General features: G+C 68.6%; 19 protein-coding genes and 1 pseudogene. 13 read left to right on the top strand and 7 right to left on the bottom strand.

Annotation, left to right across the window (positions count from 1 at the left end; all coding sequences use genetic code 11):
- Positions 1 to 8: 8 nt before the first annotated feature.
- Positions 9 to 449 carry a DUF1489 family protein gene (locus tag MBTS_RS01775; protein WP_147832650.1) on the bottom strand — a complete coding sequence of 147 codons (441 nt, stop codon included), beginning with the start codon at positions 447 to 449 and terminating at the stop codon, positions 9 to 11.
- Positions 450 to 501: 52 nt separating this feature from the next.
- Complete coding sequence (locus MBTS_RS01770) at positions 502 to 1,584, bottom strand: hypothetical protein (RefSeq protein WP_147832651.1); 1,083 nt, start codon at positions 1,582 to 1,584, stop codon at positions 502 to 504.
- Positions 1,585 to 1,754: 170 nt separating this feature from the next.
- Between MBTS_RS01770 and MBTS_RS01765 the strand changes: the two genes are divergently transcribed.
- From MBTS_RS01765 to MBTS_RS01745, 5 genes are all read left to right on the top strand, one after another.
- Positions 1,755 to 2,948, top strand: coding sequence for an MFS transporter (locus MBTS_RS01765; protein WP_147832652.1), 1,194 nt, complete (start codon positions 1,755 to 1,757; stop codon positions 2,946 to 2,948).
- 66 nt (positions 2,949 to 3,014) lie between these two features.
- Positions 3,015 to 4,184 carry an ABC transporter permease gene (locus MBTS_RS01760; protein WP_056149984.1) on the top strand — a complete coding sequence of 390 codons (1,170 nt, stop codon included), beginning with the start codon at positions 3,015 to 3,017 and terminating at the stop codon, positions 4,182 to 4,184.
- Between the two features lie 14 nt (positions 4,185 to 4,198).
- The gene (locus MBTS_RS01755; protein ID WP_056149987.1) at positions 4,199 to 5,017 is read left to right on the top strand and encodes an ABC transporter ATP-binding protein; all 819 of its coding nucleotides are present in this window, start codon (positions 4,199 to 4,201) and stop codon (positions 5,015 to 5,017) included.
- Positions 5,018 to 5,325: 308 nt separating this feature from the next.
- Complete coding sequence (locus MBTS_RS01750) at positions 5,326 to 6,408, top strand: MlaD family protein (RefSeq protein ID WP_018042210.1); 1,083 nt, start codon at positions 5,326 to 5,328, stop codon at positions 6,406 to 6,408.
- Positions 6,409 to 6,517: 109 nt separating this feature from the next.
- Positions 6,518 to 7,096: an ABC-type transport auxiliary lipoprotein family protein gene (locus MBTS_RS01745; RefSeq protein WP_018042209.1), complete on the top strand. Its 579-nt coding sequence runs from the start codon at positions 6,518 to 6,520 to the stop codon at positions 7,094 to 7,096.
- 24 nt (positions 7,097 to 7,120) lie between these two features.
- On the opposite strand, the gene MBTS_RS23950 is transcribed toward MBTS_RS01745, so the two are convergent.
- From MBTS_RS23950 to thiE, 4 genes are all read right to left on the bottom strand, one after another.
- Positions 7,121 to 9,055 carry a calcium-binding protein gene (locus tag MBTS_RS23950; protein WP_280529905.1) on the bottom strand — a complete coding sequence of 645 codons (1,935 nt, stop codon included), beginning with the start codon at positions 9,053 to 9,055 and terminating at the stop codon, positions 7,121 to 7,123.
- A gap of 181 nt (positions 9,056 to 9,236) precedes the next feature.
- Positions 9,237 to 9,866 (bottom strand): helix-turn-helix domain-containing protein, encoded by a 630-nt coding sequence (locus MBTS_RS01735; RefSeq protein WP_018042207.1) that lies wholly within the window; start codon positions 9,864 to 9,866, stop codon positions 9,237 to 9,239.
- Positions 9,867 to 9,972: 106 nt separating this feature from the next.
- On the bottom strand, positions 9,973 to 10,779 hold the full coding sequence (thiD, locus tag MBTS_RS01730; RefSeq protein ID WP_192214962.1) for a bifunctional hydroxymethylpyrimidine kinase/phosphomethylpyrimidine kinase: 807 nt from the start codon (positions 10,777 to 10,779) through the stop codon (positions 9,973 to 9,975).
- A 233-nt stretch (positions 10,780 to 11,012) separates the two neighbouring features.
- Complete coding sequence (gene thiE, locus MBTS_RS01725; RefSeq protein ID WP_192214961.1) at positions 11,013 to 11,723, bottom strand: thiamine phosphate synthase; 711 nt, start codon at positions 11,721 to 11,723, stop codon at positions 11,013 to 11,015.
- 244 nt (positions 11,724 to 11,967) lie between these two features.
- On the opposite strand from thiE, the gene MBTS_RS01720 reads away from it, so the two are divergent.
- The 3 genes from MBTS_RS01720 (at position 11,968) to MBTS_RS01710 (ending at position 15,117) form a co-directional block, all read left to right on the top strand.
- Positions 11,968 to 13,029, top strand: a complete 1,062-nt coding sequence (locus MBTS_RS01720) for a hypothetical protein (protein WP_192214960.1) — start codon at positions 11,968 to 11,970, stop codon at positions 13,027 to 13,029.
- Positions 13,030 to 13,460: 431 nt separating this feature from the next.
- Positions 13,461 to 14,033 carry a sugar O-acetyltransferase gene (locus MBTS_RS01715; RefSeq protein ID WP_192214971.1) on the top strand — a complete coding sequence of 191 codons (573 nt, stop codon included), beginning with the start codon at positions 13,461 to 13,463 and terminating at the stop codon, positions 14,031 to 14,033.
- A gap of 82 nt (positions 14,034 to 14,115) precedes the next feature.
- Positions 14,116 to 15,117, top strand: coding sequence for an NUDIX hydrolase (locus MBTS_RS01710; protein WP_056150000.1), 1,002 nt, complete (start codon positions 14,116 to 14,118; stop codon positions 15,115 to 15,117).
- A 57-nt stretch (positions 15,118 to 15,174) separates the two neighbouring features.
- On the opposite strand, the gene MBTS_RS01705 is transcribed toward MBTS_RS01710, so the two are convergent.
- A complete protein-coding gene (locus MBTS_RS01705) occupies positions 15,175 to 15,519 on the bottom strand; it encodes a MerR family transcriptional regulator (RefSeq protein WP_056150002.1) in 345 nt (114 codons plus the stop codon).
- A gap of 76 nt (positions 15,520 to 15,595) precedes the next feature.
- Between MBTS_RS01705 and MBTS_RS01700 the strand changes: the two genes are divergently transcribed.
- The 5 genes and pseudogenes from MBTS_RS01700 to MBTS_RS01680 all read left to right on the top strand — a co-directional run.
- Positions 15,596 to 16,408 (top strand): aminotransferase class IV family protein, encoded by an 813-nt coding sequence (locus tag MBTS_RS01700; protein ID WP_192214959.1) that lies wholly within the window; start codon positions 15,596 to 15,598, stop codon positions 16,406 to 16,408.
- Between the two features lie 193 nt (positions 16,409 to 16,601).
- The gene (nadA, locus tag MBTS_RS01695; RefSeq protein ID WP_018042201.1) at positions 16,602 to 17,612 is read left to right on the top strand and encodes a quinolinate synthase NadA; all 1,011 of its coding nucleotides are present in this window, start codon (positions 16,602 to 16,604) and stop codon (positions 17,610 to 17,612) included.
- Entirely contained in the window at positions 17,609 to 19,150 is a 1,542-nt protein-coding gene (locus tag MBTS_RS01690) for an L-aspartate oxidase (protein WP_192214958.1), read from the top strand. Before nadA ends, MBTS_RS01690 begins: the two co-directional genes overlap by 4 nt.
- Positions 19,151 to 19,205: 55 nt before the next feature.
- Positions 19,206 to 20,066, top strand: coding sequence for a carboxylating nicotinate-nucleotide diphosphorylase (nadC, locus tag MBTS_RS01685; protein WP_018042199.1), 861 nt, complete (start codon positions 19,206 to 19,208; stop codon positions 20,064 to 20,066).
- Positions 20,067 to 20,340: 274 nt separating this feature from the next.
- Positions 20,341 to 20,522, top strand: a pseudogene (locus MBTS_RS01680) (L,D-transpeptidase); the annotation flags it as partial.

The raw sequence follows: 20,522 nt of genomic DNA, 5'->3' as shown, positions 1-20,522 counted from the left end.
GAGTCGGGTCAGATCAGGCCGAGGACGGAAAGCTCGCGGCGCAAGGATTCCGGCATGTCGGCGAGGTCGTCGGAACGGCCCATGGCGAGATCGGCCGGTGCCGACCGCGCCGTGAGGTAGCGCCAGCCCTGGAAGGGCCGGCAGGGGCGCGGATTGACCGGCACCACGACGGGATCGAGGACGAGGCGGCAGCGACCGATCCCGTCGCTATCCGTGAACGGCTCGATCGCCGTGATGGCCTGGCGGCAGCACAGGGTGCCCTTGATGACCCAGTAGATCGAGCCCTGCCCGGCGATGGCGGAGGCCCGCTTCGGGACCATCCGGGTGACATGGGTCGTCGACGGTTCGCGCCCGGCCAGCACCGCCTCGTCCCGGTAATGGGCGATGCGCTGTTCGAGGTCCTCGATCGTCGCGGGTCCGACGCAGAGCTTCAGAAGGTGAAGGGCCATGACGGCCCTCTTATCAGCGCCGGCGAGAATGCGCGCGTGACTTTCGTCTCCCTCAGGAGAACAGGGCGAGTTTCTCTTTCTCGCTCAGCCCGTCGATATCGGCGAAGGCCGTGGCGATGTCGGTCTTCTCCGGCGCCGGCTTCGCCTCGTCGGATTCGACGTCCTCGAAGCCGACCTCGTTCAGATCGGTGGCGTCCGTTTCCTCGGGGGCGGATTCCTCGGGGGTGGGAATCTCGAGAACGGACTCGTCCAGAACGGACTCTTCGTGAGCGGATTCTTCGGGATCCGCCTCGGTGAACGCGTCCTCTTCGGCGGCCTCGGCCATCACCTCGAGCGAGGGGAGCTCCGCGGATTGCGGCTCGTCGTCCACGGTTTCCACAGGAACGGTGAACGGCATCGCCGCCTCGGGCTTCACCTCGGACGCCGCCTGGGCCTCCGACCGCAGGGAATCCATGCCGATGAACCGGTCCACGTCGCTCTGGTCGAGATCCTGGGCGACATCCGACGCGGTGGAGCCCGGTGCCGGCGGGATCGGCTCGACCTCGCCGCCCCAGATCGCGATCATCGCCGCGAGGCGTTCTTCCAGATAGCGCAGGGTATGGATGATGCGCGCGGTCCGCTGCGCCGTCAGATCCTGGAACGAGCAGGCCGTGTAGATTTCCGTGGCCCGGCGGTCGAGCACATCGCAGATCTCGGCGTCCGCACCCGATTCGCGCATGGTCCAGGCGGTCTCCTGGACCTCTTCCGCTGCGCCGAGGATATCGGAGGTCGCGCGTTCGGTGGCCCGGACGATGGCGTCGAGGGCGACGGAGGCGATGCCCAGGCGGCTATGGTCCTGATCCACGGTGCTGATCGCCGCGATCTCGGCCTTGGTGCGGGCGATGGCATGGGCCATGTCCATCAGGTCGCCGCGCATGCGTCCGACCCGCTCGGTCTCCCGGTCGGAGGGGCGGTCCGCCGTCACCGCGCTTTCCAGGCGCGCGATGGCGCCGAGCAGCATGTCCGTATCGGCGCTGCGGTTGCGCCTCGTATATTCGGCGAGGAACCAGCGGCCGCGTTCGCTCTCGCTCATCGCCGCTTCGATCCGGTCGTATTCCGACTCATCGACCGAGGTGAGCGAACGCATGACAGACATAGAACTCGTGTCCTCGATGGTGCCTCGCGCCATTGCGCGAAGTCGCGGGTACCAGCACCGGTAGATTGACACGATGGTTTTAACGCCGCCTTTACGGGTCGAATCGTCATCAGCGGCCGGCAGCGCTTCGCCTTCAGGCCGCTTCGCCCCTCGATCGAGCGGTCCATCCGGTGTCCCAAACCTCTCCGACGGAGCCGAACGCGACGCGCCTGTCGCTGCTCTATGCCGTCGTCTTCGTCGAGATCGGCATCGCCATGCCGTTCATGCCGGTCTGGCTGAAAGCGCTCGGCCTCGATGCGCGGATCATCGGCGCCCTGCTGGCGCTGCCCATCGCCATGAAGATCATCGCCACGGCGCCCCTGGTGGGGCTGATCGACAGGGGCGTGGCCGCGCGCCGTCTCCTGCTGGTCGGCAGCGTGGCGGTGGCCGCGACCTACGCGCTGATGCCCGCCGGTGCCGCCATCGGCTGGCCCATCCTCGCTGTGCTCGTCGCCGTGAACGCGGCGGCCGGAGCGCCGCTGGTGCCGACCATCGACTACCTCACCCTCGCCGCCGTGCGGCACAGCAAGCGGCTCGACTACGCCCGCATCCGCATGGCCGGGTCCATCGGCTTTCTCATCGCCAGCCTGCTCGGAGGCGCGGCCCTCGGCGCCATGGGCGAGCGTCTGGCCGTGCCGGTCCTCCTCACCGGCCTCGCCCTGGTCGCCGCCATCACCATCTTCGCCAGCCCGGTGGACGCTCATGCGGCGCAGCCGCGCATCGCGCCGGGTACACGCCCGAAGCTGCCCCGCGTGCTCTGGCTCTGCATCGGCGCGCAGGCGACGATCCAGGCGAGCCACGCGGCGACCTACGCCTTCGGCAGCATCCACTGGCAGGCCAGCGGCATCTCGGCCTCGTGGATCGGCGTCCTCTGGGCGACGGGTGTCGCCGCCGAGATCGTGTTCTTCGCCACCGTGGGGCGCTGGCCCGCCCATTGGCGCACGCCCTTCCGCCTCATCGGGCTCGGCGCCGTGGCGTCCCTGATCCGCGTGGTCGGCCTCTCCCAGGTGGGAGGCGACCTCGTCCCGGCCCTGCTCCTGCAGACCCTGCACGCGTTCAGCTTCGGCGCGACGCAGCTCGGGGCGATGACGGCGATCTCGGCCTTCGCGCCCGATGGGGCGCGGGGACGCGCCCAGGGCCTGTCGAGCGCCGTCAATGCCTGCGCCTCGGCGAGCGCGACCATCCTCTGCGGTGTCGCCTACGAGGCCGGCGGGGGGAGCCTCGCCTTCGCGCTGATGGCGCCGCTCGCCCTGTCCGGCCTGTGCCTCGTGTCACTTTCCGCGCGCATGGCGGCCGGTGAGCCCTTCACACGGCCTCGTTTGTAGGTCAGCACTCCGCCGTCGGTGGCGGACCTTGACCATTCCGTAACCTTGATCTGCTTTTTCTCAAGCATGAACCGGGAGTCGCGCTTCGTGCGCCACGCTGCTGCCAAGCCGAACCCTGACGCCGCCGAAGCCGCGATTCTCGGTGAGGGCGGACGCGTGGTCCTGAGCGGCCGCTGGACGGCGGATCAGGGCTCGTCCGTGGAGAAGGCCGCAGCACAGATCGCGGCACGCACCAACGGCGCTTCCATCCTCGTCGATCTCTCCAACGTCGCCCGCCTCGATACGCTCGGCGCCTGGGTCCTGGAGCGGACCCGCGGCGAGATCGAGGCATCCGGCGGGACTCTCGCCTATGCGGGCGCCTCGGCCGAGCACCGCATCCTGCTCGGCGAGATGAAGCTGCCGGACGACGGCTATGCCGGCAAGCCGAAGCGCGGACGCCTCGTCGGTTTCCTGCACGATCTCGGGGTCCGGGTCGTCGGCGCGAAATCGGACATGGTGAGCGGCCTCGCCTTCCTCGGCGAGGTGGTGACGGCCTGTATCCGCGTCGCCTCGCGGCCGAGCACGTTCCGCGGCACGGCCCTGGTCAACCAGCTCGAACAGGTCGCCTTCCGGGGCGTGCCGATCATCATGCTGATCTCGTTCCTGGTGGGCGGCATCGTGGCGCAGCAGGGCATCTTCCAGCTGCAGCGCTTCGGGGCGCAGAGCTTCGTCGTCAACCTGATCGGCCTGCTCATCCTGCGCGAACTCGGCGTGCTCCTCACCTCGATCATGGTGGCGGGGCGCTCGGGCTCGGCCTTCACCGCCGAGATCGGCTCCATGCGCATGCGCGAGGAAGTCGACGCCCTGCGGGTGATGGGCCTCGATCCCATCGAGATCCTCATCGTCCCGCGCATCCTCGCGCTGGTGATCGGCCTGCCGATCCTCGCCTTCCTCGCCTCGCTGGCGGCCCTGGCGGGGGGCGGCCTCACCGCCTCGCTCTATGGCGGCATGACCATCGACGCGTTCCTGGCCCGGCTCCAGGCGGCGGTCTCGTTCCACCACGTGGCGGTCGGCCTGATCAAGGCGCCGTTCATGGCGCTGATCATCGGCATCATCGCCACGATCGAAGGTTTCGCGGTCGAAGGATCGGCGGAATCGCTCGGGCGTCACGTCACGGCCTCAGTCGTGAAGTCTATCTTCATGGTCATCGTACTGGATGGACTTTTCGCCGTGTTCTTCGCGGCCATCGATTTCTGACGCCCGTGAATCACATGTCCTCCCCCCCTGCGCGGTTCGACAGCGCCCCGGCCCGCGACGTCATCATCGGCGTCCGCGATCTCGTGGTCGGCTTCGGCGACAAGATCGTGATGAAGGGACTCAACCTCGACATCTATCGCGGCGAGATCCTCGGCTTCGTCGGTCCGTCCGGACAGGGCAAGTCGGTCCTCACACGGACCATCCTCGGCCTCGTGCCGAAGCGCTCGGGCACGATCGAGGTGTTCGGCGAGGACGTCGACGGGATGACGATGACCCGCCGTCGGCAGATCGAGCAGCGCTGGGGCGTGCTGTTCCAGCAGGGTGCGCTGTTCTCGGCGCTCACGGTCAAGCAGAACATCCAGATGCCCATGCGCGAGCACCTGAACCTGTCCGAGCGCCTGCTCGACGAGTTCGCCCGCCTCAAGATCGAGATGGTGGGCCTGAAGCCCGATGCCGCCGACAAGCTCCCCTCGGAACTCTCCGGCGGCATGATCAAGCGCGCGGCCCTGGCCCGCTCCCTCGCCCTCGACCCGGAAATCCTGTTCCTCGACGAGCCGACCTCGGGGCTCGACCCCATCGGCGCGGGCGAGTTCGACGAACTCGTCGCCACGTTGAAGCAGACGCTGGGCCTCACCGTCTTCATGGTGACCCACGACCTCGACAGCCTCTACACCGCCTGCGACCGCATCGCGGCGCTCGGCGACGGGCAGATCATCGCGCAGGGTCCCATCGAGGCCATGCTGGCGAGCGACCACCCCTGGCTGCGCTCCTACTTCCACGGCAAGCGCGCGCGGGCCATCGTCCCGCAGGGAGGCCGGCATGCAGCCGCCTGACGCCGTCGTGACGATGCGGGCGCCGGTCGGTCGGACCGAAGCCTGTGTCATGCTGATCCGGGTCCGGACACGATTCGAGGGCATCGCGGGTCCCCCCTCATGGAAGGGGAGCCTCGTCGTGCTCCCCGCCGATACATCCGAGCCTTCGGAAAGACCTTTGAACCGATCGGCCGGAATGCCTTCCATCCCATCCGCGCGGCGCCCGGGCGGAGCCGTGCGCCACATCGCCCAGCGATCGATCGGGGCTCGCGCACCGCGTGCGTCCCCGCACCGCACTCGCCCCGCCACGCCGAGGTATCGCTGATCCAATGGAGACCCGTGCGAACTACGCCCTCGTGGGCGCCTTCACTCTCGCGGTCGTCGTGGCTGCCTTCGGCTTCGTGTTCTGGCTTCAGGGCGGATCGCGCAGCCAGGAACGGCAGGGCGTGCGCATCGTCTTCTCCGGCAGCGTCGGCGGCCTCGCCAAGGGCTCGACCGTGGCCTTCAACGGCATCAAGGTCGGCGAGGTGATGGACGTGCGCCTTCTCCCGCAGGACCCGCGCCGCGTCGTCGCCATGGTGGAGGTGGACCGCACCACGCCCCTGCGCGCCGACACCCGCGCCCGCCTCGATTCGGCGATGCTCACTGGCGTGTCGACGATCTCGCTCTCGGGCGGCAACGCGGATGCCCCGGCGCTGACGCCGGGCTCGGGCGATCAGACACCCACCATCTTCGCCGACAGTTCCGACATCCAGGACATGATGACGGCGGCCAAGCAGATCGCACAGCGCGCCGACGACATGCTCCAGCGCCTCGACAAGCTGGTGGCCGGCAACGAAGGCGCCATCACCCGCACCCTCGCCAATGTGGAATCGTTCTCCAAGACCCTCAGCGATGCGGGCCCCGCCGTGAGTTCGCTGGTGAAGGCCATCGACGGGCAGAAGCTCAACCGCGTCATCGACAATGCCGAGCGCTTCTCGGCGGCGCTCAGCACGGCCAGCCCGGACATCGAGGGCGCGGTCAAGGATGCGCGCTCGCTGGCGGCCAAGCTCAACGCCTCGGCCGACCGGGTGGACAACGTGCTGAAGGGGGCCGAGAGCTTCCTCGGCTCCGCCTCGGGCCAGACCGGCAGCAGCACCTTCGCCGAAGTGCGCGACGCGGCGATCTCCGTGCGCGACGCCGGCAAGGCCTTCCGCACCCTCTCCGAGAACCTCGACAAGCGCACCTCCACCATCGCGTCGAGCTTCAGCAAGCTCAGCGGGACCGGACGGCGCGAAGTCGAAGCCCTGTCGTCGGACGGCCAGCGCACCCTCAACACCCTCAACCGGACGGTGAAGAGCCTGGAGCGCGACCCGTCCCAGGTCATCTTCGGCGGCAAGCCATCGTTGCCGGAATACAACGGTGGCCGCTGAACCCGGCAAAGCCTAGCCGCATGTGTCCGGCGTCACGGCACGGAAACCGCTATGGCGTAGTTTATGGTTGCGCGCTCGTCCGCGCTGCACAGGTTTCCAGGCTCTTCGGATGACGTTTCGCTCGCATGCCCTGGCGCTCGCCTGCCTCTCCGCCCTGCTCGGCGGTTGCGGCGGCGGCGCGCCCATGACCTTCGACCTCGCCGCCCTGCCGAGTTCCGGCCGGCCGAGCGTGGCGGCACGGTCGATCTCGGTGGCCGAGCCGGTGGGCCTCCAGCCCTTCGAGCAGGATCGCATCATCGTGCGTCAGGCCGGCGGCGCCCTGTCGTTCCTCGGCGGCGGCCAATGGGCCGACCGCCTGCCGCGCCTCGTCCAGACGCGGCTGATCCAGAGCCTCGAGAATTCCGGGCGCCTGAAATCCGTGAGCCGTCCGGGCGACAAGATCGTCGCCGATTACGCGCTGATCAGCGAGATCCGCGCCTTCGACATCGCCTCGAATTCGGGCGAAGCGGTGGTGGACGTCTCGGCCAAGCTCATCGCCGACGGCACCGGCAAGGTGGTCGCCGCCCGCATCTTCACCGCGCGGGTGCCCGTGGCCAAGATCGAGGCGGGCAGCGCCGCGGTCGGTCTCGACGCTGCGCTCAGCATCGTGCTCGCCGACATGGTCCGCTGGGTGAATTCCGGGCATTGAGCCCGGTCGGGCGATCGGTAAACCTCATACGATCAGGAAGTCCTGAGCGGTCAGGGCCGGATGGTCCTTCACGACGGCGAACAGGACGGCCGCAGCGCCGTTGACCCCGTCGGGATCGTAGAGAAGCCGGCCCGTATCGGTTTCGTAGACGATCCGGTCGTCGCTCTGCGTGGCCGTCCCCGTGGTATTCGCCGCGAACAGTCCAGCGGAGAGAACACCGGTCTTCACCAGGGCCGTGAAGATCGCATTGTCGAGCTTGATCGTATCGTTGTTGCCCGGAGCATTGGCGAAATCGTTGATCGTGTCGACATTCGTGGCGCCGAGCTTGGTGTCGAACACGAAGCTGTCGTTGCCCATGCCCCCAAAGAGCGAGTCTTTGCCGAGACCGCCCTCGATCGTATCGGTGCCCGCCCCGCCCGAGAGCGTGTTGGCCGCAGCATTGCCGACGATCTTGTTGGACGATTCGTTGCCTGTGGCCGAGATCGCGCCCGTGCCTGTCAGAAGGATCGTTTCCGCGTAGGTTCCCGCCAGCGAATAACTCACGGAAGAGACGACGACGTCCTTTCCCGTTTCCTTCAACTCGACGATACGGTCGTCCCGCGAATCCACGTAGTAGCGGTCGTTCCCGCTACCGCCGACCATCGTATCCGCGCCTGCTCCTCCATCGAGGAGGTCGTCGCCTTCTCCGCCATACAGGGCATCCGCACCGTTGAGGCCGTAAAGCCTGTCGGCCCCGTCGCCGCCATTGATTTCGTCATTGACGAAATCGTGCCCGTAGAGGAGGTCGTCGCCGCCGGCGCCGTACACGAGGCCGTCGCGCGGATCGATGATCTGCATCTTGATGGAGGAGCCCGACGCATCGCCTCCGGCCCCGCTGTAATCTGTCCAGGTCACCATGACGCGACCGTCACGAAGCGCGGTGACGGAGGGGTCGAACTGCGAGTTCGACGTCGTCGTGTTGACGATGGCCTCGCCGCCCATCTTCGCGCCGGACCCGTCGAACGCCTGGAGATGGATCGACGAGCCGGATGTGTCGGGTCCGCTGCCGCCGAAGTAGTTTGTTTCCGACCAGGATACGACGAAGCCACCGTTATGCAGCGGCGTGAGGGTAGGATCGCCGCCAAAGGTGGTCGAGTTCACGAAGATCTCGCTGGCGATCGGCTGCGCGATGCCGCCATAGACCCCGTAGAGCCGCGCATGGATACCGCCGCCGCTGCCCTGGTTGAACGACGTCCACGTCACCACGAACCGACCGGCACCGATATACGCGACATCGGGCTCCATCGGGATGTCGCCGGTCGGGATGTTGACCTGGAATTCGGACCCGTAGGTTCCGTCGGGTCCAAGCAGCGAACCCTTGATGCTGTTTCCGCTCTGCCAGACGGCCACGGGAAGGATGCTCAGTGGCCCGGCCGAGATGGCGGGGTGCGATTGCACCCCGTCGACCACGCTGTTGACGATGAAGGAGGGCTTGAGCGTTCCGTCCGCGTTGTAGGTCGCGGCGCGGATGTCCCCGTTCGTCGATTCGAGATCCTGCCAGACCAGGATCGATTCCGAGCCGTTTCTCAATTGGGCGACATCGGGCTGATATTGATTGGCAAAGGACGTCGAGACGATCCGGCTCTGATACTTACCGGCCGCATCGAAGACAGAAGCGTAGAGATCCTGGTTCTCGGGCGAGGCGTAGTGCTGGTAGGTGACGATGAAGCCGCCATTCTCCAGCGGCGCGATGCTCGGCAGCGTGTCGCCGATCGTCGTCTCGTCGACCAGGAACTCGCGGCCGATCCGCGCTCCCGTCGTGTCGAACGTCTGTCCGCGTAGAACCGCAGTGGAACCGCTGCCATCTTGCCAGACGGCCACGACGTTTCCGTTGTTCAAGACCGTGACGACCGCCGATGTCTGGTCACCCGCAGTCCTGGTATTGACCAGCGTCTCCCCGCCCCATTTGCGAACAGGCATGGCACGATCCATCGATTGGCAGCTGAACTACCATCGTTGAATATTCAATCGGCAATTTCGTCAATACGACTCGACTTAGACTACTACCCAATTGCGATCACGTTTCCGTGATCAGTCATAGATTGGATAATCTCAGTTTTGGTATCCTCTCAGGCATCCAATATCAGTCGGATTATTTAGCCTACTCCATCACGGCGGCCTTCATGATCACCACCATGATCGCCTTGGCCGGCTCGGTGCCGACGCAGCGCACGGTGTGCGGCCTGTCGCAGCGGTAGCGCAGCGTCTCGCCCACCCGCGCGCGCTGGAACGTGCCGGCCACCTCGACTTCGAGGGCGCCCTCGGTGACGGTGAGGGATTCCACCGAGCCGCGCTGGTGCGGATCGGAATCGAGCACGCCGCCGGGATCGGCCGTGACCTCGTACCATTGCAGCCATTCCACCGTCTTGATCCAGCCGACGATGGCAAGGCGTATCTTGCCGTCGTCGGAGAGCAGGATCGGCGTGTCGGCGCGGGAGGTCTTCTCGATGAAGGGCTCTTCGTCGCTGGTGGCCAGCACCCGCTCGATGGAGACGTCGAGGGCCTGGCTCAGGCGCCAGATCGTCGCCAGGGTCGGGTTGGTCTCGTTGCGCTCGATCTGGCTGATGATCGATTTCGCGACACCGGACTGCTCGGCGAGTTCGGAGAGCGAGAGATTGTAGGCCTTGCGCAGCCTCTGGATGGTCTTGCCGAGCTGGCCCGAGAGAACCTGTGCCCCGTTCAGGATGTCCCGCTGCCGCCCCCGCTCGGGCGTCGTCGCCTGATCTTGCATTGTCCCAGAACCTATCGCGCCGTTCCGTACATCGAACGATCGTGCGGTACTTCAAACGCAATCAGGCATCCGATGCAAGGCGAAGGAGGCCAACTTCTCCGTCGTCTCAGTGCCAAAGGGCGTGGAAATGATGGACCGGTCCGTGTCCTCGTCCCACGTTCACGGAGCCGGATGCGGCGATGGCGGCGGTGACGTAGCGTTTGGCCTGGGCGACGGCCTCCGTCAGGGGCAGGCCGCGGGCGAGGCCCGCCGCCACGGCCGAGGACAGGGTGCAGCCGGTGCCGTGCGTGTTGCGGGTGTCGACGCGCGCCGACGCGAAGCGCCGCAGCGTCCCGTCGGCGCTCATGAGGTGATCGACGCTCTCGGTGCCCTCCGCATGGCCGCCCTTGATGAGGACGGCGCGGGCGCCCAGGGCCAGGAGCTTGCGCCCCTGCACCACCGCCTCGTTCTCGCTCTTGGCCACGGGAGACTCGATCAGGGTGGCGGCCTCGGGGAGGTTCGGCGTCACCAGATCGGCCAGGGGCAGGAGGTGGTGGCGCATGGCCTCCACCGCCTCGTCGGAGATGAGGCGGTCTCCGCTCGTGGCCACCATGACCGGGTCGAGGACGATGGGGATGCGGGAGGCATGACGGCCGAGCCCGGCGGCCACGGCCTCGATCACCGCGGGCTTCGACAGCATGCCGATCTTCACCGCCTTGACGTCGAGATCGGAGAACACGCTGTCGATCTGGGCCGCGATGAAATCGGCCGGCACGTCGTGGATGGCCTGGACGCCCAGGGTGTTCTGCGCCGTGAGCGCGGTGATGATGCTGGCGCCGTAGACCTTGAGCGCCGCGAAGGTCTTGAGATCGGCCTGGATACCGGCGCCGCCGCTGGAATCGGAGCCCGCTATGGTGACGGCGATGGGTGTCATGGCGTGTCTCGTCCCTTGCGTTGCAGCAACCCTAAGCAGGTTTAGCAAAAGTGGTCACCGGTTTTGCGTCCTCGAACCTGCGACACTTCAAAGGCCTAAGCGAGGTAAAGCGTTGGCTTGCCAATGCGAACCTGCTTAGACCATCGACCGGAACGAGGGAATCCGGCCCGATTGAAAATGATTTTAGAACAGGGACTTAGAGAATTTCACCGGCGACCCGCTCAGGCCGGGGCCTAACGGCCCGCGCCCCTCGCCGCGAGGGCCGAATCCACCCGGAAGCGCAGGTCCCTGGCGCGGGCCTCCACCTCCTCGGTGGAAAACAGCGCGGAGATCAGGGCGATGCCGTCGGCGCCCGCTGCGATGATGGACGCGGCGTTGCTGCCGTCGATGCCCGCGATGGCTCCCACGGGAAAGCCGGTGCCCCGGGCGAGGCGCGCCCGGAAGGCGATGCGCGTGAACCCGTCGAGCCCGACCGGCGGATCGGGATTGTCCTTGCTGGTGGTGGCGAAGACGCCGCCGATGCAGGCGTAATCCACGGGCAGGCGATAGAGCTCGTCCGCCTGGGCCGCCGATTTCAGGGTCAGGCCGATGATGGCGCTTGAGCCGAGAATGCGCCGCGCCTCCGCCGGGTGCAGGTCCGACTGGCCGAGATGCACGCCCTCGGCCTCGGCCGCCAGAGCGAGATCGCAGCGGTCGTTGACGAGGAGCGGCACGCCGGTGCCCGTGATGGCCGCGCGGATGGCGCGGATGCGCGCCAGCGCCTCGCGGGCGTTCTCGATGGATTTTTCGCGGTATTGAAGAAGGGTGCACCCGCCCGCGACGGCCTCGGCCGCCATCTCGGCGAGATCGGCGCCGTCATCGCCGCAGACGCCCACGTCCAGAATGCCGTAGAGCCTCACGTCGACCGGCACGGTCGAGCCCAAGGCGGTGTCGCGTCCGATCACATCGTTCCTCCGGTAAGCCGCAGCGGCGGCATCCTAGTGGCAAACCTCCGGCGTTTGGTACCCGCTTCGAACGTCCGAATCGGGGGAAGGCCGCTATTGGTCCTGTCGGCCGCCCTCCGTCCCGCGCGGACGGATGCCCCGACGCGGCATGACGATCCCGGATTCCTTTTCAGGGCTTCGGTGGAAACTATACAAGGCACGGTACCGGCCCTCGAGATCGACGGGCGGAGGGAGCGTGATCCCCATGAGGCCGATGCCGTCGCCGCTCAGTCCCGAACTCCAGGCCGCTCTGGCGAGGGGGCTGGAGCGACGCGCGGACCATGGGGTGGCCGGCCCGGACCTGGATCGGATCGTCGACCTCCTGGGCGAGGTGCCACCCGAGCGGATCACCACCGCCGACGGGGCTATCGCCTACGCGGCGGGGCTCCACCGGGAGCCGCTCCCGTCCCGCCGGCGGTGGTTCGGCAAGCCGCGCACCGATTCGGAACTGCTCGCCCGGTCACCGGACCTCGCCCTCCTGTTTCTGTTCCACCGGGACGGACGCATGCGCGAGTCCGCCCTGGCGCGCCTCTCCGACGGCCTGCCCTCGCCGTTCCTGTTCGCGGCGGTGGCATGGCGGCTGAACGACTGGTCCGCGCCGGTGCGCGCGGCCGCCATGGCCTGCGCGCGGCGCTGCTTTCCGCGCACGCCCCCCGAGGTGGTGGCGCGCTGCGCGGCCGCCCTCCACCTTCAACGGCTCGGCTGGTCCCGGTGGAGCGGCGAGCGCGCGGTTCTCGACGAGGCCTTCGGCCGCCCGGACGTCACTGCGCGTCTGGCGGACCTGTTGATCGGGCAGATGACGGGACCGGTCGCGCGGGTGCTGCGCGCCGTCTCGCGAACACCCGCGCTCGACCCGTACCTCCTGAGGGTGGCCGCCGAGGCGGTGCAGCCTGCCGCACGCGCGGCGGCGCTCTCGCTGCTGGTCGAGGGCAAGGCCTCCTGGCCGGTGGGCCGCGACTGGCAATGGGTGGACAAGTCGATAGGCCGGCGCCGTCTCGTGTTCGTCTACGACGCGCGGCCCCTCACGGTGGAGCCCGGACTCGACGCCGTGATCGCCCAGGGCATCGCCGATCGCTCCGCCGCCGTGCGGCGTGTGGCCCTCGAGGGTGCCATGTATCGCCTGAAGGGGCGTCCAGAGGCCCGTACCTACGCCACGCGGCTCCTCGGGGACCACTCGCCCTCGGTGCGGGAGCGGGCCGAGTTCATCCTGCGGACCGACACGGGCGAGGCGCCGCAGGCACCTGCGAGCGAAAACGGATGCGGGTGAAGGCCATGTACGGCATCGTCGCGCACGGAGAGGTCATCGGTCATTCCGAACTGGAAAGCGGCGATCCGCCGATGGGCGTCGCGTTCGGCCGCTTCTTCCCCGCCGCCGGCTTCGACGCTTTCGTGCGGACCGTTCCGCCGGACGAGGCGGAGGGCGACGAAGTTCTCATTTGGAACGCGCTGTCGGCCACGAGCCCCGAAGGAGTCGTGATCGATTGCGCCGGGGTTGCGGTGTTCTGCTACGCTCTCGGCGACGAGGTCGACCTTGAGGTGACCGTACTCGGCATCTCCTCGCTGCCCTACGGTAAGCTGTTCCCGAACCGTGTCGACGCCTCCGGCGACCGTGCCACGCAGGACCGATCCAACTGGACCTCGCTTGCCGGCCTCGGCCCATCGGCCTACTCCCCGCATCCACGAAGCACGGAGACTGGCATGACCACCGAAGCCGGGCGCACGCCGAAGCAGAAGATGATCGCGGGGGAACTCTATCACCCCGACGACGCGGAACTCGGTGCCGACCTGCGCGCCTGCCAGGTCTGGCTCGCGCGCTACAACGCCATGCTCGGGCGTCCCGCCGACGAGCGCCGGGTGCTGCTGCGCGAGATTTTGGCGGGGGTCGGCGACGGGGCGGTGATCCGGCCGCCGTTCCATTGCGATTACGGCTTCAACATCCGCATCGGCGCTCACGTCTTCCTGAACTTCAACTGCGTCATCCTCGATTGCACCACGGTGACGATCGGCGACCGGACGCAGATCGGGCCGGGTGTCCAGATCCTCACGGCGGACCATCCCCGCGAGGCGGAGGCGCGCGAGGCCGGGCTGGAATTCGCCCGCCCCATCGCGATCGGCCGCAACGTCTGGATCGGCGGCGGCGCGCTGATCTTGCCCGGCGTCACGGTGGGCGACCATGCGATCATCGGGGCCGGCGCCGTCGTCACCCGCGACGTGGCGCCCGGCGCGACGGTGGTCGGCAACCCGGCCCGGCTGGTGCCCGCCAAGGCGTGAGGCGACGCGCGCACCCTGTCGCGCGTTGATTCCGGCACACAATCTGCCATGAGACCCATTCACGGACCGGGGGGCGGGACAGGTGACGAGGGCGCAGGACGGGTTTGCGGTGGAGGCGACCGGCGCGCTTCCCAATCCGTCGGCGGTCGGGCTCGTCGCCGTCATCGTCGCGGCGACGGACGGTGAGCCACGCGCCCTCACGGTGCGGGTTCCGGGCCAGGCCACGGGCCGTGAGACCGGGTTGCCGGCAGGCCCCCTCGTGCCGGAGCACCCCACGCTGGAGCGCGGCCTGCGCGCCTGGGTGGAACGCCAGACGCAGCAGCGCCTCGGCTATGTGGAGCAGCTCTACACCTTCGGCGACCGCGACCGGCAGGGCGACGATTCGGCCGGCCTCCACTCCCTGTCCGTGGCCTACCTCGCCCTCGTGCGGGAGATGCGCTCGGCCTCCCTCCCCGACGCGTCGTGGCACAATTGGTATGCGTTCCTGCCCTGGGAGGATTGGCGCGCCGGCCGGCCCGAGACCCTGGACGGCATCGAGGCCAAGCTCCTGGCCTGGGCCGCCGGGGCGGTGGATTCCAAGATCAGGCGCCGGCGCGAGGACAGGCTCGGGCTCACCTTCGGCATCGGCGGCGGAGCCTGGAACGAGGAGCGCGTGCTCGAACGCTACGAACTCCTGTTCGAGGCCGGGCTGATTCCCGAAGCGCAGGGGCAGGCCGGCGAGGCACACGCCACGGATATCGCCACGACGGGGCGCCCCATGACCTTCGATCATCGCCGCGTGCTCGCCACGGCGATCGGGCGGCTGCGCGGCAAGATCAAGTATCGCCCCGTGGTGTTCGAGCTGATGCCGCCGACCTTCACCCTGTTCCAGCTGCAGCGCACCGTGGAGGCCCTGTCCGGCGCCAATCTCCACAAGCAGAACTTTCGTCGGCTCGTGGCCCAGCAGGGGCTGGTGGAGGAGACCGACGAAGTCACGAGCGGCGCCGCAGGGCGGCCCGCCCGCCTCGTCCGTTTCCGCCGCGAGGTGCTGCTGGAGCGCCCGGCGCCGGGGTTCCGGCTGACCCCGTCGCGGCGGTCGTCCTGACGCAGCGCGTGCCGGGGCGCGGGTCGGCCTCGGCGACGCGGCAATGGCCCGGCGGGACTACATCGTGGCCAGGATCGATTCCAGCAGGCTGCGGCTCTTCGCCAGTTCGGTGATGCGCTCGTCCACCTGCGCGATGTGCCGGCGCAACGTCTGCCGAAGCTCGTCGCAGGGTTCGAATGCGCCGCGCCCGGCCAGCGCACAGGGCAAGAACTCGCGGATGACCGGCAACGTCATCCCGGCCGCGCCGAGTGTCCTGATCCGCCGGACAATGTCCTCGTCCAGCGGCGTGTAATCGCGATACCCGGCGCCGGTGCGCTCCGGCGTGAGCAGCCCCTCCCCTTCGTAATAGCGCAGCATGCGCACGCTGACGCCCGTGCGCTTCGATAGCGTCCCGATCCGCATTGGCCGTTGACCCTGACAGTGCTGTCACGGATTAAGGCTGCGGCTCTTCGATGGAAACCGATCGGGAGCGTGTTTCATGACAGACGTCTTCGGTAGCCACGCCTGGATCGACGGGCGGACCGCCACCGCCTCCGACCTCGCCCCCCTCGCCTTCGCCGGGTTCGCGCATTTTACTGCCATGCAGGTCCGTGACCGCCGCGTGAGGGGGTTGGACCTTCATCTGGATCGCCTTCACGACGGGTCGCAGGCGCTGTTCGGCCGCATCATGGCGGAGGAGCGCATGAGAGACGCGCTTCGGATCGCCGTGGCGGACGCACCCGGTGACCTGTCGCTCACCGCGACAGTGTTTTCGCGTAGCGGAGAATTCCGCACCGGCGATGCAACCGATGAGTGCTCGATCCTGGTCCGGACCTTTCCGCCGAATGACGGCCCCGCCGGCCCGCTGAAACTGGCCCTCACGCCGCATGAGCGCTGGCGCCCGGAGGTCAAGCATGTGGGCGAGTCGGCCAAGACCCATCTCCTGCGCGAGGCCGCCCGGCAGGGCTTCGACGATGCCGCCTTCGTCGATCGTCAGGGGAGGATCGGCGAAGCGACGATCTGGAACCTGGCATTCTGGGACGGAGTGTCGGTGACATGGCCGCAGGCCGGCATCCTCGCCGGGGTCACGATGGGGATCCTCCGCCGTCGATTGTCCGCCCTCGGTGTCCCCCAGCGCGAGGCGGTCGTAGCGGCGGACGGACTCGGCGAGTTTTCCGGAGCCGTCGCGATGAATTCGTGGACGCCGGGAGTCGCCGTCGCGTCCATCGGCACCGCCAGCCTGCCGCGATCCGGCGACCTCGCCGCCCTGCTGCATCGTGCCTATCGGACCGAACCGGGGCTCGACGTCTGATCGTCCCTGCATGCGATCAGGAACTATCGCGCTCGACCATGCAGGAAGGGACGGCGGTGGCTGAGGATGACGTTTGCACAATATCGCACTGCAAAATGAATATGCTCAGGCTCAGCATATCTAGACAAGCGTATCTCGCGCGCCTACGTTAGTCGGCACAATGCTCAGATTGAGCATATATGAGGACGCGTCCATGGCGGCCACGAGTTTTCCGATCGACCGGGTTTCGACCCTGCCTCTTCCCGAGATCTACGCCCGCGTGAGCCGGCACGTCCCGGCCATCGAATGGCCGGCCCTGGCCGACGACGTCGCGGCGATCCTGGAGCTGAAGAAGACCCGCAACGCGGTGATTCTCGCCCATAACTACCAGGCGCCCGAGATCTTCCACACGGTGTCGGACATCGTCGGCGACAGCCTGGCGCTGGCCCGCGAGGCGATCAACGTGGATGCCGACGTGATCGTGCTGGCCGGCGTCCATTTCATGGCGGAGACGGCCAAGCTGCTCAATCCGGGCAAGACCGTCCTGATCCCCGACATGCGGGCCGGGTGTTCGCTCGCCGACTCGATCACCGCCGCCGACGTGCGGGGCTTGCGCGAAAAGTATCCCGGCGTGCCGATCGTGACCTACGTCAACACCTCCGCCGCCGTGAAGGCGGAATCGGACGTGTGCTGCACCTCCGGCAACGCGGTGGACGTGGTGCGCTCGCTCAATGCGCCGCGCGTCCTGATGATCCCCGACGAGTTCCTGGCGCAGAACGTCCAGGTTCTGGTGCCCGAGGTCGAGATCCTCACCTGGGCCGGCCATTGCGAGGTCCACGAGCAGTTCACCCCCGCCGACATCGACGAGGTGCGCGAGAGCTATCCCGGCGTCACCGTCATCGCCCATCCGGAATGCCCGCCCGACGTGGTGGCGGCCTCGGACTTCTCGGGTTCGACCGCGATGATGATGAACTTCGTCACCGAGAAGCGGCCGCGTCAGGTGGTGCTCGTCACCGAGTGCTCCATGGGCGACAACATCGCCGCCGCCAACCCGGATATCGAGTTCATCAAGCCCTGCAACCTGTGCCCGCACATGAAGCGGATGTCGCTGCGGAACATCCGGCATGCGCTGGAGACCCTCACCCACGAGGTGACGGTGGAGCCGGAACTCGCCGAGCGCGCCCGCGCGGCGGTGGAGCGCATGCTCGCGGTGCGTCCGCGATGAACGCGCATTCCCCGTTCTCCTTCACCCTCCCCGGCTCGGACCGTGTGATCGTCGTCGGCGCCGGCGTCGCCGGCCTCGCCACGGCCTTGCGGCTCAGCCCCCGCCCGGTCACCCTCGTCACCGCTTCTCCCCTGGGAAGCGGCACGGCGACCGGCTGGGCGCAGGGCGGCATCGCCGCCGCCATGGCGGAGGACGATGCCGCCGCACTGCATGCGGCGGACACGGAGGCCGCAGGCGCCGGCCTCACCGACCCGGCCGTCGCCCTGCGGGTGGCGCAAGCCGGCCCGGGCCTGATCGAGTGGCTCGTCGGCCTCGGCGCGCCCTTCGACCGGGACGCCGCCGACACCCTGGCGCTCGGCCTCGAAGCGGCGCATTCACGCCGCCGCATCGTCCGGGCTGGCGGGGATTCCACCGGGCGGATGGTGCTCGACACGCTGCTGAAGGCCGTGGCGCTGACGCCGTCCATCGAGATCCTGGTCGCCGATGTCCGCGGCCTGCTGCAGGACGGGAGCGGCGCCGTCGCCGGCCTCGTCTGTGAGCGCGACGGTGCCTCGGTGCGGCTCGCCGCGCGGTCGGTGGTGCTCGCCACCGGAGGGCTCGGCTCCCTCTACGCCTCCACCACAAACCCGCGCGGCGCCACCGGCCGGGGGCTTGCATTCGCGGCCCGCGCCGGGGCGACCCTGCGCGACATGGAGTTCGTGCAGTTCCACCCCACCGCCATCTCGGTGGGGCTGGACCCGATGCCGCTCGCCACCGAAGCCCTGCGCGGCGAGGGCGCGCGGCTGATCGATGCGAATAGCGAGCCGGTGATGGCGGGCATCGCCGGGGGCGATCTCGCGCCTCGCGACGTGGTCGCCCGCGCGATCTTCCAGGCGCGGCGGCGCGGCACCGAGGTCTTCCTCGATTGTCGCGGTGCCCTCGGCGCGCGCATGGCAACGCGGTTCCCCACCGTGGCGGGCCTCTGCGCCGCCTCCGGCATCGATCCGCAGCGCCAGCCGATCCCCGTGCGCCCGGCGGCGCATTACCATATGGGCGGCATCAAGGTGGACGGCACCGGCGCCAGCACCGTGCCCGGCCTATTCGCCTGCGGCGAGGTCGCCTCCACCGGCCTGCACGGCGCGAACCGCCTCGCCAGCAACTCCCTCCTCGAGGCGATGGCTTTCGCCCCCTGGATCGCCGAGGCCGTCGCCTCCGTGCCCGCCCCCGGTCCGGCGGTGATGGCCGAGCCACGCCGGCACGACGAGGCCGATCACGACGCGATCCGCCAAGTCATGGAAGCCGATGTCGGGGTGGTGCGTGACGCCGATGGTCTCACCGATGCTGTGCGCGACCTCGCGCCGGCGGCGAGGCAGGGCTCCGACGCGGCCCTCACCGGGTTGATGGTCGCGACCTCGGCGCTGTCTCGCCACGAAAGCCGGGGTGCCCATTGGCGCAGCGACTACCCGGAGCAGGCACCGGCCCGCCATAGCGACGTGACCCTGGCCGAGGTCTGGCGGATCGCGGAGACCGTCTCGGCCGATACGGTCGCTCCGGTTTAGATCGGACGACCGAGACCGTCGGCCCCCTTCCAGCGACCATCTTACGAGCGACCCCATGAGCGATGCCCGTCTCGTCCCCCTCCCCCGCCTCCTCGTGGAGCCGATCGTCCGCGCGGCTTTGCTGGAAGATCTCGGCCGGGCCGGCGACATCACCACCGACGCGATCGTGCCCGCCGATGCCCGCCTCTCCGGCGTCATCGCGGCCCGGCAGGACGGGGTGATCTCCGGCGTCGACGCGGCCATCATCGCCTTCGCGCTCATCGACCCGGCCGTGTCGGTCGTGGTCGAACGGGGCGACGGCGCGCGGGTCTCGCCCGGTGACGTGGTGATCCGTCTCGACGGTCCGGCGCGCGCCATCCTCACCGCCGAGCGCGTGGCTTTGAACCTCCTGTGCCGCATGTCCGGCGTGGCCACCGCCACGGCAGGGCTCGTGGAGGCGGCCCGGCCGCACGGCAAGGCGCGGATCGTCTGCACCCGCAAGACCACGCCCGGCCTGCGCTCCCTGGAGAAACACGCGGTCCGGGCCGGGGGCGGCTCCAACCACCGCTACGGCCTCGACGATGCCGTGCTCATCAAGGACAACCACGTCGCCGTGGCCGGCGGGATCGTTCCCGCCATCGAGCGGGCGAGGGCCTATTCCGGCCACCTCGTGAAGATCGAGATCGAGGTCGACACGCTGGATCAGCTGGCCGAGGCTCTGTCGGTCCGCGCCGATGCGGTGCTCCTCGACAACATGAGCCCGGACCAGCTGCGCGAGGCCGTGCGGATGATCGACGGGCGCGCCATCGCGGAGGCCTCGGGCCGCATCAACCGCGAGACGGTGGGCGCCATCGCCGCCTCCGGCGTCGACCTGATCTCCAGCGGCTGGATCACCCATAGCGCGCCGATCATCGACCTCGGCCTCGACGCGGTCTGATCCGGAGGACCACGACGTCCGGCGCGGATCGGGTTCCGCCGCGTCGGAGATTGTTCCCGGCCGACCTGGCCCCCGGATAATAATCCCTGCGAATACGGCTAAGCCGCCACACTGTGGCCACGGAGTCACGACCCCGGCGCAACCATCGCTTCATCGCGAATTCAGCTTGGCTTTGGGGCGGCAGCGTTTACGTCTTGGCGATCGGAAAACGGTATCCTGCGTCGCGTTACCGACCGTGTTTCCCCCACGTTTCGCCTGCCTTCGAGAGGCTTTGATGCGCCGTATCGCCCCCGCCCTGTCCGGGCTCGCCTGCATGGTTGGTGTCTGGGCCTCGCCCGCCGCCGCCTATGAGATCGACCCCCTCACCCGCCAGCCCCTGGACAACGCGCTGGTGCTGCGCGTGCGTCCGCAGGCGGAGCCCGCCCCCGCCGCCGTGGTGGCGGTGCCCACCGCCAA

Source organism: Methylobacterium bullatum, assembly GCF_014845095.1.
Taxonomy (GTDB): domain Bacteria; phylum Pseudomonadota; class Alphaproteobacteria; order Rhizobiales; family Beijerinckiaceae; genus Methylobacterium; species Methylobacterium bullatum.
This window is presented reverse-complemented; position numbering and strand designations above follow the sequence as displayed.

What these genes read in the sequence shown, in the direction of transcription:
- MBTS_RS01775 (WP_147832650.1), bottom strand. Translation starts at nt 449, where the DNA reads ATGGCCCTTCACCTTCTGAAGCTCTGCGTCGGACCCGCGACGATCGAG.
- MBTS_RS01770 (WP_147832651.1), bottom strand. Translation starts at nt 1,584, where the DNA reads ATGTCTGTCATGCGTTCGCTCACCTCGGTCGATGAGTCGGAATACGAC.
- MBTS_RS01760 (WP_056149984.1), top strand. Translation starts at nt 3,015, where the DNA reads ATGAACCGGGAGTCGCGCTTCGTGCGCCACGCTGCTGCCAAGCCGAAC.
- MBTS_RS01755 (WP_056149987.1), top strand. Translation starts at nt 4,199, where the DNA reads ATGTCCTCCCCCCCTGCGCGGTTCGACAGCGCCCCGGCCCGCGACGTC.
- MBTS_RS01750 (WP_018042210.1), top strand. Translation starts at nt 5,326, where the DNA reads ATGGAGACCCGTGCGAACTACGCCCTCGTGGGCGCCTTCACTCTCGCG.
- MBTS_RS01745 (WP_018042209.1), top strand. Translation starts at nt 6,518, where the DNA reads ATGACGTTTCGCTCGCATGCCCTGGCGCTCGCCTGCCTCTCCGCCCTG.
- MBTS_RS23950 (WP_280529905.1), bottom strand. Translation starts at nt 9,055, where the DNA reads ATGCCTGTTCGCAAATGGGGCGGGGAGACGCTGGTCAATACCAGGACT.
- MBTS_RS01735 (WP_018042207.1), bottom strand. Translation starts at nt 9,866, where the DNA reads ATGCAAGATCAGGCGACGACGCCCGAGCGGGGGCGGCAGCGGGACATC.
- thiD (WP_192214962.1), bottom strand. Translation starts at nt 10,779, where the DNA reads ATGACACCCATCGCCGTCACCATAGCGGGCTCCGATTCCAGCGGCGGC.
- MBTS_RS01720 (WP_192214960.1), top strand. Translation starts at nt 11,968, where the DNA reads ATGAGGCCGATGCCGTCGCCGCTCAGTCCCGAACTCCAGGCCGCTCTG.
- MBTS_RS01715 (WP_192214971.1), top strand. Translation starts at nt 13,461, where the DNA reads ATGACCACCGAAGCCGGGCGCACGCCGAAGCAGAAGATGATCGCGGGG.
- MBTS_RS01705 (WP_056150002.1), bottom strand. Translation starts at nt 15,519, where the DNA reads ATGCGGATCGGGACGCTATCGAAGCGCACGGGCGTCAGCGTGCGCATG.
- MBTS_RS01700 (WP_192214959.1), top strand. Translation starts at nt 15,596, where the DNA reads ATGACAGACGTCTTCGGTAGCCACGCCTGGATCGACGGGCGGACCGCC.
- nadA (WP_018042201.1), top strand. Translation starts at nt 16,602, where the DNA reads ATGGCGGCCACGAGTTTTCCGATCGACCGGGTTTCGACCCTGCCTCTT.
- MBTS_RS01690 (WP_192214958.1), top strand. Translation starts at nt 17,609, where the DNA reads ATGAACGCGCATTCCCCGTTCTCCTTCACCCTCCCCGGCTCGGACCGT.
- nadC (WP_018042199.1), top strand. Translation starts at nt 19,206, where the DNA reads ATGAGCGATGCCCGTCTCGTCCCCCTCCCCCGCCTCCTCGTGGAGCCG.